The 12,344-nt window shown below is 69.4% G+C and carries 10 protein-coding genes; 2 read left to right on the forward strand and 8 right to left on the reverse strand.

The annotated features are described in order from the left end of the window. Positions 1–2: 2 nt before the first annotated feature. Complete coding sequence (locus AB6732_RS09320; RefSeq protein ID WP_370959712.1) at positions 3–2,255, reverse strand: biotin carboxylase N-terminal domain-containing protein; 2,253 nt, start codon at positions 2,253–2,255, stop codon at positions 3–5. A gap of 2 nt (positions 2,256–2,257) precedes the next feature. Beyond that, positions 2,258–3,865, reverse strand: coding sequence for a carboxyl transferase domain-containing protein (locus AB6732_RS09325; protein WP_370959713.1), 1,608 nt, complete (start codon positions 3,863–3,865; stop codon positions 2,258–2,260). A gap of 83 nt (positions 3,866–3,948) precedes the next feature. Here AB6732_RS09325 and AB6732_RS09330 point away from each other — a divergent pair, with 83 nt between their 5' ends. Continuing rightward, positions 3,949–4,596 carry a TetR/AcrR family transcriptional regulator gene (locus AB6732_RS09330; RefSeq protein ID WP_370959714.1) on the forward strand — a complete coding sequence of 216 codons (648 nt, stop codon included), beginning with the start codon at positions 3,949–3,951 and terminating at the stop codon, positions 4,594–4,596. 64 nt (positions 4,597–4,660) lie between these two features. On the opposite strand, the gene AB6732_RS09335 is transcribed toward AB6732_RS09330, so the two are convergent. The 4 genes from AB6732_RS09335 to AB6732_RS09350 all read right to left on the reverse strand — a co-directional run bounded on the left by AB6732_RS09335 (position 4,661) and on the right by AB6732_RS09350 (position 8,804). Continuing rightward, positions 4,661–6,055, reverse strand: coding sequence for a dihydrolipoamide acetyltransferase family protein (locus AB6732_RS09335; RefSeq protein WP_370959715.1), 1,395 nt, complete (start codon positions 6,053–6,055; stop codon positions 4,661–4,663). 1 nt (position 6,056) lies between these two features. Continuing rightward, positions 6,057–7,076, reverse strand: a complete 1,020-nt coding sequence (locus AB6732_RS09340) for an alpha-ketoacid dehydrogenase subunit beta (RefSeq protein ID WP_370959716.1) — start codon at positions 7,074–7,076, stop codon at positions 6,057–6,059. Beyond that, positions 7,076–8,188: a pyruvate dehydrogenase (acetyl-transferring) E1 component subunit alpha gene (gene pdhA / locus AB6732_RS09345; RefSeq protein ID WP_370960109.1), complete on the reverse strand. Its 1,113-nt coding sequence runs from the start codon at positions 8,186–8,188 to the stop codon at positions 7,076–7,078. Before pdhA ends, AB6732_RS09340 begins: the two co-directional genes overlap by 1 nt. 259 nt (positions 8,189–8,447) lie before the next feature. Continuing rightward, positions 8,448–8,804, reverse strand: a complete 357-nt coding sequence (locus tag AB6732_RS09350; RefSeq protein ID WP_370959717.1) for a winged helix-turn-helix transcriptional regulator — start codon at positions 8,802–8,804, stop codon at positions 8,448–8,450. 102 nt (positions 8,805–8,906) lie between these two features. Here AB6732_RS09350 and AB6732_RS09355 point away from each other — a divergent pair, with 102 nt between their 5' ends. Next, a complete protein-coding gene (locus AB6732_RS09355) occupies positions 8,907–10,352 on the forward strand; it encodes an MFS transporter (protein ID WP_370959718.1) in 1,446 nt (481 codons plus the stop codon). Here the strand turns inward: AB6732_RS09355 and AB6732_RS09360 are convergent. Then, positions 10,349–11,947: a cation acetate symporter gene (locus AB6732_RS09360; protein ID WP_370959719.1), complete on the reverse strand. Its 1,599-nt coding sequence runs from the start codon at positions 11,945–11,947 to the stop codon at positions 10,349–10,351. The two genes, AB6732_RS09355 and AB6732_RS09360, sit on opposite strands and share 4 nt — an antisense overlap. 8 nt (positions 11,948–11,955) lie before the next feature. Continuing rightward, a complete protein-coding gene (locus AB6732_RS09365) occupies positions 11,956–12,339 on the reverse strand; it encodes a DUF485 domain-containing protein (protein WP_370959720.1) in 384 nt (127 codons plus the stop codon). Positions 12,340–12,344: the final 5 nt, after the last annotated feature.

Below are 12,344 nucleotides of genomic sequence, written 5' to 3' on the forward strand. Positions count from 1 at the left end.
TCCTAGTTCTCGTGTCCCGGATCTTCGGGATGGATGGTGGCCACTGCGGCCTTGGCTTTGACCTGATCGCCCGGTGCGACGTTCAGGTGCACGATGCCCCCGAGGGGCGCGGTGAGCTGGTGCTCCATCTTCATGGCTTCGACGCTGAGCAGATGGCGGCCGGCCTCCACCCGCTCGCCGTCCTGCACCATGACGGCGACGACGGTGCCCGGCATCGGCGTCACGACGCGCGGATCCGCCTCGCCCTCCACCCGGTCGAGCCGGGCCAGACGGCGAGTCAGGGCCTCTTCGCGGCCCAGGAGCTCGACCTCGGCGGACCAGCCGTCGCGGCCGATCCAGACCGTGAATTCCCGGGGAACCGGACCGTCGGGGCTGAGGAACCGCGGCTGGCCGAGGACGTACTCGCGCCGTTCGCCCTCCACGGTCGCCTCCACCGGACCGTGGAAGATCTGCGACGTCTCGATCCGCACCGTCCGGCCTCCCGCGAGGGTGACCACGTTGTCGCCGAGTTCGGTGCGGCGGAAGGCGGTCTGGTCCTGGCGGTCGCCCGTGACGAATGCCTCCAGCTCCACGCCGTCGACGGTCGCGTGGACCCGGCGGGGCTTGGGAATGCCAAGACGCCAGCCGTCACTCGTGCCCCACTCCGGTCCCAGCCCCCGGCCGTTCCCGTCGGACTGTGCGCGTCGGGCCGCCGTGCCCACGTGGTCGGCGAGCACGGCCACGAAGGCCAGATCGGCGTCGTCCACTTTGTGGAAGGGGAAGCCGTCCAGCTTGCGTTCGATCAGACCCGTGTCCAGGCGCCCGGCCTGGACATCCTCGTCCGCCAGAAGGAGCCGCAGGTACTCGACGTTCGTGGACAGCCCGAGCAGGCGGTAGTTCGCCAGGGCCAGGTCGAGCTGCCGGAGGGCGTCCGCACGGTCCTCGCCGTGCACGATGACCTTCGCCAGCATGGGGTCGTAGTCCGAGCCGATGGTCTGGCCTTCATACAGCGAGGAGTCGATCCTCAGGCGTCGGGGCCATTCGGGCATCGAGTGGTGCACGCCGACGAAACGCGGGGCCGGACCCCGCCGGTGATACTCGTCGAGCACGAGCACCGTGCCCGTGGCCGGCAGGAAGCCGTTGCGTGGGTCCTCCGCGTACACCCGGGCCTCGATCGCGTGCCCGTTCAGCCGGATGTCCTCCTGCGTCAGCGACAGGGTCTCCCCCGCGGCCACCCGCAGCTGCTGCTCCACGAGGTCGATGCCGGTCACCTCCTCGGTGACGGGGTGCTCGACCTGTAGCCGGGTGTTCATCTCCATGAAGAAGAACTCGTCGGGGCGGTCGTCCGAGACCAGGAACTCCACGGTCCCCGCGCCCACGTAGTCGACGCTCAGGGCGGCGTCGCAGGCCGCCCGGCCCATCCGCTCCCGGATCTCGGCGCCGTTCGGCAGGCTCTCGAGCAACGCCGACGGCGCCTCTTCGATGACCTTCTGGTGGCGGCGCTGCAAGGAGCACTCGCGCTCCCCCAGATGGATGACGTTCCCGTGGGAGTCGGCCAGCACCTGGACCTCGATGTGACGGGGGTTCCGCACGAGCCGTTCGATGAACAGGGTGTCGTCGCCGAAGGCGCTCGCGGCCACGCGGCGCGCGGTGGCCAGGCCGGCGTCGAGATCCGCCGGCGTCTCCACCACGACCATGCCCTTGCCGCCGCCGCCCGCGGACGGCTTGATGAGCAGCGGGTAGCCGACGTCGGCGGCGTGCTCCCGCAGCTCGTCGTCGCTGGGCGGCCGGCCCGGCGAGCCGGCATAGCCGGGAACAGTGGGCACGCCGGAGCGGGACACATGATTCTTGGCGGTAATCTTGTCGCCCATCACGGCGAGTGCGTTCACGCCAGGACCGATGAAGGTGACTCCCGCGGCGGCGAGCGCTTCGGCGAAGCGCGCGTTCTCGCTGAGGAAGCCGTAGCCCGGGTGCACGGCATCGGCGCCGCTCTCCACGGCGGCCCGCACGACGGCGTCGATGTTCAAGTAGCTCTCGGTGGCGGCCGCCGGACCGATCCGGACCGCTTCATCCGCCAGCTGGACGTGCAGGGCGTCCGCGTCGGCGTCGCTGTAGACGGCGATCGAGCGGATGCCCAGGCGCTGGAGGGTGCGGATGATCCGCACCGCGATCTCGCCGCGGTTGGCGATGAGCACCGAACCGAACGGACGTCCCTCGGCGAGGGCCGCCCGGACCCGGCGCTCGTCCGGAGTTCCTGCGATGAATCCGAAGTCCATGATCACATCCTGAAAAGGCCGAAGGAGGTCTCGGGCAGAGGAACCCGTGACGCGGCGTCGAGGGCGAGACCGAGCACCCGGCGGGTGTCCATCGGGTCGATGATGCCGTCGTCCCAGAGCCGCGCCGTGGAATAGTACGGGCTGCCCTGGATTTCGTACTGTTCGCGGATGGGAGCCTTGAAGGCCTCCTCATCCTCGGCGCTCCACTCCTGGCCGGCCGCCTCGAGCTGGTCTCGCTTGACGGTGGCCAGGACGCTCGACGCCTGGGCGCCGCCCATGACGGAGATGCGCGCCGCGGGCCACATCCAGAGGAAACGCGGGCTGTAGGCCCGGCCGCACATCGAGTAGTTTCCGGCGCCGAACGAGCCGCCGATCACGATGGTGAACTTCGGCACCCGGGCGGTGGCGACGGCAGTGACCATCTTGGCGCCGTCGCGGGCGATGCCCCCGTGCTCGGCGTCCTTGCCGACCATGAAGCCGGTGATGTTCTGCAGGAACAAGAGCGGAACGCCCCGCTGATCGCAGAGCTCGATGAAGTGCGCCCCCTTGCGGGCGGATTCGGAGAACAGCACGCCGTTGTTGGCGACGATGCCGACCGGGTGACCCATCACGTGTGCGAAGCCGGTGACCAGGGTGTCCCCGTACTCACGCTTGAACTCGTGGAACTCGCTGCCGTCCACGAGCCGCGCGATGACCTCCCGGACGTCGTAGGAGGCATTCACGTCCACGGGCACGGCGCCATACAACTCTCCGGGATCCACCACGGGCTCCCGGACCGGCAGCACGTCCCAGGCGCGGGCCGGGGTCTCCGGCAGCGTGGCGATGATGTCCCTGACGATCTGCAGGGCGTGCTCGTCATTCTCGGCCAGATGGTCGGCCACGCCGGAGATCCTGGCGTGGACCTCTCCCCCGCCCAGTTCCTCGGCCGTGACGACCTCGCCGATGGCCGCCTTCACGAGAGGCGGCCCGCCCAGGAAGATCGTGCCCTGGTTCTTGACGATGACGGTCTCGTCACTCATGGCCGGGACGTATGCGCCGCCGGCGGTGCAGGAGCCCATGACGGCCGCGATCTGCGGGATCTTCCGCGCGGAGAGCTGGGCCTGGTTGTAGAAGATGCGTCCGAAGTGGTCCTTCGACGGGAAGACCTCGTCCTGCATCGGGAGGAACGCGCCGCCGGAATCCACGAGGTACACGCACGGCAGGCCGTTCTCCAGGGCGATCTCCTGCGCCCGCAGGTGCTTGCGCACCGTCAGGGGATAGTAGGTGCCGCCCTTCACGGTGGCGTCGTTGCAGACCACCATCACCAGACGGCCCTCCACGACACCGATACCGGCGATCACGCCCGCCGCCGGCGACGCGCCGTCGTACAGATCCTCGGCCGCCAGGGGCGCGACCTCCAGGAAGGGGCTGCCCTCGTCCAGGAGAAGGTCGACGCGTTCGCGGGGCAGCAGTTTGCCGCGGGCGACATGCCGTTCGCGGGACTTCTCCGGACCGCCGAGCGCCGCGGTGGCCAGCTTCTCCCGGAGCTCCTCCACCAGGGCACGTTGAGCGGCGTCGTTGGCCTCGAACTGCCGGGAGGCCGGTTCCACTGTGGTGGACAGAATCTCCATTGACCTGCTCTTTCCGAAGCGGGTAGGTCACATTTCAGTTAGTGACATATAACTGAGTTTGAGGTTAGTCTCGAATGAGCGTGATGTCCACCACTCGGGAGGAACAAGTGAGCGAAAGCCCCGGCACGGCGCGATCCGCGGCCAAGGAGGAACGCCGGAAGGCCCTGGTGTCCCAGGCCGCCCGGCTTTTCGCCGACTCCGGATTCGCCAAGGTGTCCCTGGAAGCGCTGGGCGCCGCCGTCGGGATGAGCGGCCCGGCCGTCTACCGGCACTTCCCGTCGAAGCAGGCCGTCCTGGAGGAGCTGCTCCTGGGTGTGAGCCGGAGGCTGCTCGACGGCGGCCGTGAAGTGATGGACGCAGCCGCGGATTCCGCGCCGGACGGCACGGCCCTCCGCGCCCTCGTGCGGTTCCACACCGACTTCGCCCTGTCCCAGCCGGAGGTGATCCGGATCCAGGACCGTGATTTCCAGTCGCTCCCCGAGGCGAGCCGGAAGCAGGTGCGCGAGCTCCAGCGCGCCTACGTCGAACTGTGGGTCCAGGCCCTCGGCGCCGAGCTGCCCGGTGCGGGACCCAGTGAACGGCGGCTGCGGGTCCACGCCTGTTTCGGCCTGATCAACTCCACCCCGCACTCGCTCCGCGAACGTGGACGGACCGTTCCGGCGAGGACGGCGCGCCCCGTGCTCGAGGCCATGGCTTACGCCGCGCTCACGGCGCCCGGCGGGTCGGACTGAGGCACGCCCCGTCCGCTCGCCGGGCACCTGAACGCGTCCCCGACCAAGGCGTCTGACCGGCGCCTCAGATCATGGCGAGGACCATGCCCGGGTCCGCCAGGATCCGGCCCACGTCGGCCAGGAAACGGGAACCCTGCTCCCCGTCGACCAGTCGGTGGTCGAAGGACAGGCTGAGGGTCAGCACCTGCCGCAGCGCGACCTCCCCCTGGTACTCCCACGGCTGCCGGCGCACCGCGCCGACGGCCAGGATCCCGGCCTCCCCGGGGTACAGCATCGGGGTGCCGGCGTCGATCCCGAACACGCCGATGTTCGTGATGGTGAACGTCCCGCCACTCAGTTCGGCGGGCGTGGTGCGGGCGGCGCGTGCCTTCTCCGCCAGGTCCGCGAGCGCCACCGCGAGGTCGCGCAGGCCGAGCGTGTGGGCGTCCTTGATGTTCGGCACCGTGAGCCCCCGGGGCGTGGCCGCCGCGATGCCCAGATTCACGTAGTGATACTGCACGATCTCCTGAGCGGCGTCATCCCAGTGGCTGTTGAGCGTCGGATTGTTCGTGAGCGCCACGAGCACGGCCTTGGCCACGAGCGTGAGCGGCGTGAACTTGAGCCCGGCGAAGGTCCGGTCCGCCTTGATCCGGGCGAGCAACTCCATGGTCGGCGTGACGTCCACCGTGAGGAATTCGGAGACCTGCGGCGCCGTGAAAGCGCTCGCGACCATCGCCGCGGCCGTGTGCTTGCGCACCCCCTTGATGGGGCTCCGGCTCTCCCGCCCGACGACGCCGGCCTCCGCCCCACGCGCGACCGTCCCGGTGAGCGCGGACGCGCCGCCGTCCGCGGCCTGTCCCGCGGCCTCGCCACCTGACGCGGCGGCCGCCCCGGAGAACGCCAGCACGTCCTCCCGGGTGATGAGGCCACGCTCCCCCGTGCCCTGCACGAGTTCCAGGTCGACGCCGAGGTCCTTGGCCAGTTTCCGCACGGGAGGCGTGGACCGCGGACGTTCCGCGCGGGGCGCCGGGGCGGTCGTCGCGACGGGCGCGGCCACGGCAGGTGCCGGGGTGGACGCCGGAGCCGCAGGCGCGGCTGCCGTGGCGGGGACGGACGCCACCGGAGAGACGGAAGCCGCCACCCGCGCGCGGCGGGCCGGACGACCGCCCTTCTCCACGAGCGCGCCGTAGCCGACCAGGTTCGCCTCGCGCTGAGGCGGCTGCGCGGCGTCGTCGTCCGCGCCGATCACGTCGAAGGACACGAGCGGGTGCCCGACCTCCACGACCGTCCCGGGGTCCGCGTGCAGCGCGGAGATGGTGCCGGTGAAGGGCGACGGCAGCTCCACGACGGCCTTGGCCGTCTCCACCTCCGCGATGATCTCGTTGAGGGCGACCGCCTGGCCGGGAGCGACCTTCCAGGCCACCACTTCAGATTCCGTGAGTCCTTCACCCAGGTCCGGCAGGTTGAAAACCTTGATCATGTCAGTCGTCCGCTCCTGGGAGGTTCGAGAGGGAATTGGCCCGCCCCATGGCCCGGTCCACGCCGTCCAGGATGCGGTCCAGGTCGGGCAGGTGATGGGATTCGAGCTTGGAGTACGGGTAGGGGATGTCGAAACCCGTGACCCGCACGGGCGCGTGCTCCAAGTAGTGGAAGCACCGCTCGGTGATGCTCGCCGCGATCTCCGCGCCGAGCCCACCGTTCTGCCCCGCCTCATGGGTGATCACCAGTCGGCCGGTCTTGCGGACCGAGGCCTCCACCACCGGGTAGTCCACCGGCGAGAGGGACCGCAGATCGATGACCTCCACGGAGACGCCCTCGTCCCCCGCTGCCACCGCGACATCCAGCGCCGTCTTCACGAGCGGACCGTACGTCACCAGCGTGACGTCGCGGCCTTCGGTCAGCACCTGTGCGGACCCCAGGGACAGCGCCGTGCCGGGGTCCAGCGACTCGTCCACTTCGCCGCGGTCGTGATAGCGGCGCTTCGGCTCGAAGTAGAGGACCGGATCGTCACAGGCGATCGCCTGCTGGATCATCGTGTAGGCGTCCTGCGGGTTGGACACGGAGATCACCCGCAGGCCCGAGGTGTGGGTGAAGTAGGCCTCGGGCGATTCGGAGTGGTGCTCGGGCGAGCCGATGCCGCCGCCGAACGGCACGCGGATGGTCAGCGGCACCTTCACGAGGCCCTGGGTCCGGTAGTGCAGCTTGGCCACCTGGGAGACGATCTGGTCGAACGCCGGGTAGATGAAGCCGTCGAACTGGATCTCACACACGGGACGGTAGCCCCGGTACGCCAGGCCGACCGCGGTGCCGATGATGCCGGATTCGGCCAACGGAGTGTCGAGGACGCGGTGGGCGCCGAAGTCCTTCTGGAGTCCGTCCGTGATCCGGAAGACGCCGCCGAGGGACCCGATGTCCTCCCCCATCAGGAGGACCTTGGGATCCGTTTCCATGGCGCGCCGGAGCCCTGCGTTGATCGCGCGAGCGAAGGTCATGGTCGCCATCAGCGCTGCCCTCCCTCGGTGGTCGCGCCTGCCGTGACGCCGGGCTGGCCGAATTGGTCCAGATACCGCCGGTAGTGGTCCTCCTGGCGTTCGAGCCAGGGATTCGGCGTGGCGTAGACGTGCTGGAACACGTCGAGCGCCTCGGGTTCGGGCATGGTGATGACCCCGGCACGGACGACGGCGGCCACCTCGTCCGCCTTGTCGGCCACCCGCTGCCGCAGGGCGTCGTCCAGGACGCCGGTCGCCTCGAGGTGCCGCTCCAGCCGGGCGATCGGGTCCTTGGCGGCCCAGTCCTCGAGCTCGTTGGCATCCCGGTAGCGGGTGGGGTCGTCCGCGGTCGTGTGGGGGCCCATGCGGTAGGTCACCGCTTCGATGAAGCTCGGACCGCCGCCCTGGCGGGCACGGTCCAGGGCGATACGGGTGGCCGCGAGCACCGCCAGCACGTCGTTGCCGTCGACTCGGAGATGCGGGATGCCGAAGCCGCCGGCCCGCTCGGCCAGGGTGATGTGGCTCTGGAGACTCACGGGCTCGGAGATGGCCCAGTGGTTGTTCTGGCAGAAGAAGATGGCGGGCGCCTGGTAGCTCGCGGCGAACACCATCGCCTCGTTGACATCACCCTCGCTCGTGGCGCCGTCGCCGAAGTACGCGACCGCGGCCGCGTCCGCGCCGTCGAACTGGATGCCCATCGCATAACCGACCGCGTGGAGCGTCTGGGCGCCGATGATGATCTGCGGCGTGGCCATGTTGATAGCGAACGGGTCCCAGCCGGAGGAGGCGTTGCCGCGCCAGACCCGGAGGACCTGGCTGAGGTCCACGCCGCGGCAGTACGCCACACCGTTCTCGCGGTAGCTGGAGAACACGAAGTCGTCCTGGCGGAGCGCGCGGCCGGAGCCGATCTGTGCGGCCTCCTGCCCGAGGAGCGGCGGCCAGAGGGCCAGTTCACCCTGGCGCTGGAGGGCGGTGGCTTCGGCGTCGATCCGCCGGATCACCACCATGTCCTCATACAGTCCGGCCAGGACGGCGGCGCCGTCGTCGCCGTCGAGGTCCTGGAGCCAGGGGTCCAGCTGGGGCTCCGGCAGGCGCTCTCCGCTCGGGGCGAGCACCTGGAGCATTTCTTCCCCGGGGTGGTGGGGATTGAGGTCGGGCACGATAGTCAACTTCCCTTCGCCGCGGCCGAGTCACTCCAGGGATCGCCCGGAGCCCCTCTGGACGCCATCGTCACATGCAGCTCTTACTTGTGAGGCTACTCACATTGAAAAGCGCGAACAAGCACTTCCGGCGCAATTGCGCGGAATGCGGTGTTCGCTCGATGGAAGGCTCTGGTGACCAGGCCGAATGCCCAGCGGGCAGGTACCACACTGGGCATTCTGCTCAATCTCCCGCGTCGATCCTGCCCGCATAGTCGGCGCCCCACCGGGCGAGCTGGTCGATGATCGGCAAGGCGCCACGGCCCAGGTCCGTCAGCGAGTATTCGACTTTCGGCGGCACCTGCGGATACACCGTCCGTAGGACGAGCCCGTCGTCCTCGAGTTCCCGCAGCTGGCGGGTGAGGACCCGTGGCGGCGGGTCCCCCAGGCGACGTCCCAGCTCGCCGAAGCGGATCACCTCCTCCTGGTGCAGCAGGCTGAGAATGGCCGGCTTCCAGGACCCGCCGAGCACCACCACGGCCACCTCGGCCGCGCACTCCGCAGGCCACTCGCGGACCACCTTCTCCGTCCGTTCCCGCATCCGGGTCCTCCTTCCGACGACCGCCCATACTGACATTTTTGTCAGTACGGGCAGAAAAAGTCAGTACTTGCCCATGGTAGGCATACCCACCAGTCTGAGAACATGTCCCACCTCCACAGCACCCCCACGACGGCGCCCTCCTCCCGCCGCTGGCTCGCCCTCGTCCCCATGCTGCTCGGCGTGCTGATCGGAAGTCTGAGCCTCAGCTCGATCATCACCGCGCTCCCGGCCCTGCTGACCGAGCTGCGGCTGGACCCCGGGGTCGGGGTGTGGATCATCGACATCTACCCGCTCACCCTCGGCGTCACGCTCGTCCTGGCCGCGCGCGCCGGTGACCACTGGGGCCGGCGGAAGATCATGATGCTGGGGCTCGGCGGCTTCGCCGTGTTCAATCTGATCGCCGGGCTGCAGTCGGCGGGGCCTGGGCTCATCGCCCTCCGGATGCTCCTGGGGATTTCCGAAGCCATGGTCATCTCGAGCGTGGTCTCGACCATCGGCACCCAGTTCCACGCGCGCGAACGAGTCCTCGCCTACGGCCTCTGGACGGCGGCGTTCGGGGCCGGGAGCGCGTTCGGGCCCCTGCTCGGCGGCGTGCTGACCGAAGGGCCGGGATGGCGCTGGATCTTCCTGGGCTGTGTGCCGCTCTCGGTCATCGCGGTCCTGGCAGCCCTCCGCTTCGTCCCGGAAGGCCGGGCGCCCGTCCGTCCGCACTGGGATCCGCTGAGCATCGCCACGTCGGTGCTCGCGATCGGCGGGATCGTCTACGCTCTCCAGCATGCCCTGGCCGAGCCGGTCGCCGCCTCGGTGGTGGCCGTGGCCGGCCTCGCCGCAGGCTTCGTCTTCGTGCGCCGCCAGAAGGCGCTCGACAACCCGCTGATCGATGTCGGGATCTTCCGCATCCGCGAGTTCAGCATCGCCTACAGCCACATCCTCGTGATCACCGGGACCACGGCCGCGACCCTCTACCTGGTCGGGCAGCAGGTGCAGGACGAGCAGGGGCTCAGCCCCGCCGGCGCCGGCCTGGTGCTGCTCCCCCTGGCGGCGCTGACCGGAATCGTCGGCGCGACGGCTCCCCTGGCCCTGCGCCGGGTGAGCCGCAAGACCATCACGACGCTCGCACTGGCGGTGGCGCTGCTCGGGCAGCTCTGGCTGGCATCCGGTTTGCCGGGCATCCCGGTCGCGCTCGGGCTCATCGGGGCAGGCTTCGGCGCGGTGGGAACGCTGGCCGCGGCCGCCCTCTTCGACTACACGACGCCGGCCCAGGCCGGTCAGGTGGGCGCGGTCCAGGAGGTCAGTTTCGCGCTCGGGAACGGCGTCGGCGTGGCGGTCTTCGGCACCGTCGCCCTCGCAGCCGGCCCGGACGGCTACCGGTTCGCCATGCTTGCGGCAGGCGCAGTGCTGGCCGTCGCCGTCGTCGTGTATCCCGTCCAGGCGGTGCGGTCGGCCGTGCGCGGCCGAGGCCGCCGGCGGCCTGCGGACCGTCCCATGGCGGGACGGGTGCAGCGCGAGCCGGCGGCCTCGACGAGAGCCTGCGCGGGAACGGACTAGTGGTCCACCGCCTTCTCGGCGCCCACGCCCGTCAGGGACCGGACCTCCATCTCCGCCTGCTTGGCGGGATCCTCCTTCCGCCGGTCCAGGATCGTGCCCAGCCAGCCGAGCACGAAGGCCAGCGGAATCGAGATGATCCCGGGGTTGCTGAGCGGGAACCAGGCGAAATCAGCGTTCTGGATCATCGAGGTCTTGGTGCCGGAGACCACCGGACTGAAGGTGATCAGCAGCACCGCGGACGCCAGACCGCCGTACATGCTCCACAGCGCGCCCTGAGTGGTGAACCTCTTCCAGAACAGGGAGTAGATGATCGTGGGCAGGTTTGCTGAAGCGGCCACCGCGAAGGCCAGCGCCACGAGGAACGCGACGTTCTGCCCGTTCGCGAACACCCCGCCGATGATCGCCAGCACCCCGATCACCACCACGGTCCGCCGCGCCACCTTGACCTCCTGGGCCGGATCCGACTTCCCCTTCGCGATCACATTGGCGTAGATGTCATGCGCGAAGGACGCCGCAGCGGTGATGGTCAGGCCCGCGACCACGGCGAGAATCGTGGCGAACGCGACCGCCGAGATGAAGCCCAGCAGCAGCGGACCGCCCAAGTGGAAGGCGAGCAGCGGGGCCGCCGAGTTCACCCCGCCCGGAGCCTTCTTGATGAGGTCGGCGCCCACCATGGCGCCCGCTCCGTAGCCCAGGACCAGGGTGATCAGGTAGAACGCGCCGATCAGCCAGATCGCCCACACCACCGACTTGCGGGCCTCCTTGGCCGTGGGCACGGTGTAGAACCTCATGAGGACGTGCGGGAGCGCCGCCGTGCCGAGCACCAGGGCCAGCGCCAGGGAGACGAAGTCCAGCTTGGTCGTCGGGCTCTTGCCGTACTGGAGGCCTGGATTCAGGACGGCCGGATTCTGCGCGGCGTCGGCTGCGCCGCCGAGCAGGGCCGAGAGGTTGAAGCCGTAGCTCGCCAGCACCCACAGGGTCATGACGGCTGCACCCGCGATCAGCAGCACCGCCTTGATGATCTGGACCCAGGTGGTGCCCTTCATGCCGCCGATCAGCACATACACGATCATCAGGACGCCGACCACCACGATCACGAGCGCCTGACCGCCCCAGTCGCTGATGCCCAGCAGCAGCGAGATGAGGCTGCCGGCGCCCGCCATCTGCGCGAGCAGGTAGAAGAAGCAGACGGCCAGCGTGGACAGGGCCGCCGCGATCCGCACCGGGCGCTGCCGGAGTCGGAAGGACAGGACGTCCGCCATGGTGAACTTGCCCGTGTTGCGCAGGAGCTCCGCGACCAGCAGCAGCGCCACGAGCCAGGCCACGAGGAACCCGATCGAATACAGGAATCCGTCATAGCCGTTGAGAGCGATCGCCCCGGTGATCCCGAGGAACGAGGCCGCAGAGAGATAGTCGCCGGCGATCGCGGTGCCGTTCTGGGAGCCCGTGAACGATCGGCCGGCGGCATAGTAGTCGGCCGCCGTCTTGTTGTTGCGGCTGGCCCGGATCACGATCACGAGGGTCACCAGCACGAAGGCGGCGAAGATCCCCATGTTCAGGAGCGTGGTCTCTTTGAGTGCCGAAAGCTGCACCATGGGAAGACTCATCGTGCCGCCCCCTCGCCCGGGGTGGTGGCGGAGCGGTCATGCTCGTGCCGTTCGATGCCCTCGCGGATGCCGGTCGCGATCGGATCCAGCGTCTTGTTCGAATACCGCACGTACCAGGCCGTGATGCCGAAGGTGGTGACGAACTGGAGAAGCCCGAACACCAGCCCGACGTTGATGTTCCCCCAGAGCTTCGTCGACATGAACTCGTGGGCGTAATCGGCTAGGAGGACGTAGGCGAAGTACCAGAGCAGGAAGAACGCGGCCAGCGGGAAGACGAAACTGCGATGCCTCCTTCGCAGGTCCTGGAACTCCGGCGAGGCCTGGACCTCTTGAAAGTCCACGGCTGGCGCGCCGTCCTCGGGAGGGATCTCGTGTCCCATGGCTT

Source organism: Arthrobacter sp. RCC_34 (genome assembly GCF_041360795.1).
Classification (GTDB): Bacteria; Actinomycetota; Actinomycetes; order Actinomycetales; family Micrococcaceae; genus Arthrobacter_E.

What these genes read in the sequence shown, in the direction of transcription:
- AB6732_RS09320 (WP_370959712.1), bottom strand. Translation starts at nt 2,255, where the DNA reads ATGGACTTCGGATTCATCGCAGGAACTCCGGACGAGCGCCGGGTCCGG.
- AB6732_RS09325 (WP_370959713.1), bottom strand. Translation starts at nt 3,865, where the DNA reads ATGGAGATTCTGTCCACCACAGTGGAACCGGCCTCCCGGCAGTTCGAG.
- AB6732_RS09330 (WP_370959714.1), top strand. Translation starts at nt 3,949, where the DNA reads ATGTCCACCACTCGGGAGGAACAAGTGAGCGAAAGCCCCGGCACGGCG.
- AB6732_RS09335 (WP_370959715.1), bottom strand. Translation starts at nt 6,055, where the DNA reads ATGATCAAGGTTTTCAACCTGCCGGACCTGGGTGAAGGACTCACGGAA.
- AB6732_RS09340 (WP_370959716.1), bottom strand. Translation starts at nt 7,076, where the DNA reads ATGGCGACCATGACCTTCGCTCGCGCGATCAACGCAGGGCTCCGGCGC.
- pdhA (WP_370960109.1), bottom strand. Translation starts at nt 8,188, where the DNA reads ATGCTCCAGGTGCTCGCCCCGAGCGGAGAGCGCCTGCCGGAGCCCCAG.
- AB6732_RS09350 (WP_370959717.1), bottom strand. Translation starts at nt 8,804, where the DNA reads ATGCGGGAACGGACGGAGAAGGTGGTCCGCGAGTGGCCTGCGGAGTGC.
- AB6732_RS09355 (WP_370959718.1), top strand. Translation starts at nt 8,907, where the DNA reads ATGTCCCACCTCCACAGCACCCCCACGACGGCGCCCTCCTCCCGCCGC.
- AB6732_RS09360 (WP_370959719.1), bottom strand. Translation starts at nt 11,947, where the DNA reads ATGGTGCAGCTTTCGGCACTCAAAGAGACCACGCTCCTGAACATGGGG.
- AB6732_RS09365 (WP_370959720.1), bottom strand. Translation starts at nt 12,339, where the DNA reads ATGGGACACGAGATCCCTCCCGAGGACGGCGCGCCAGCCGTGGACTTT.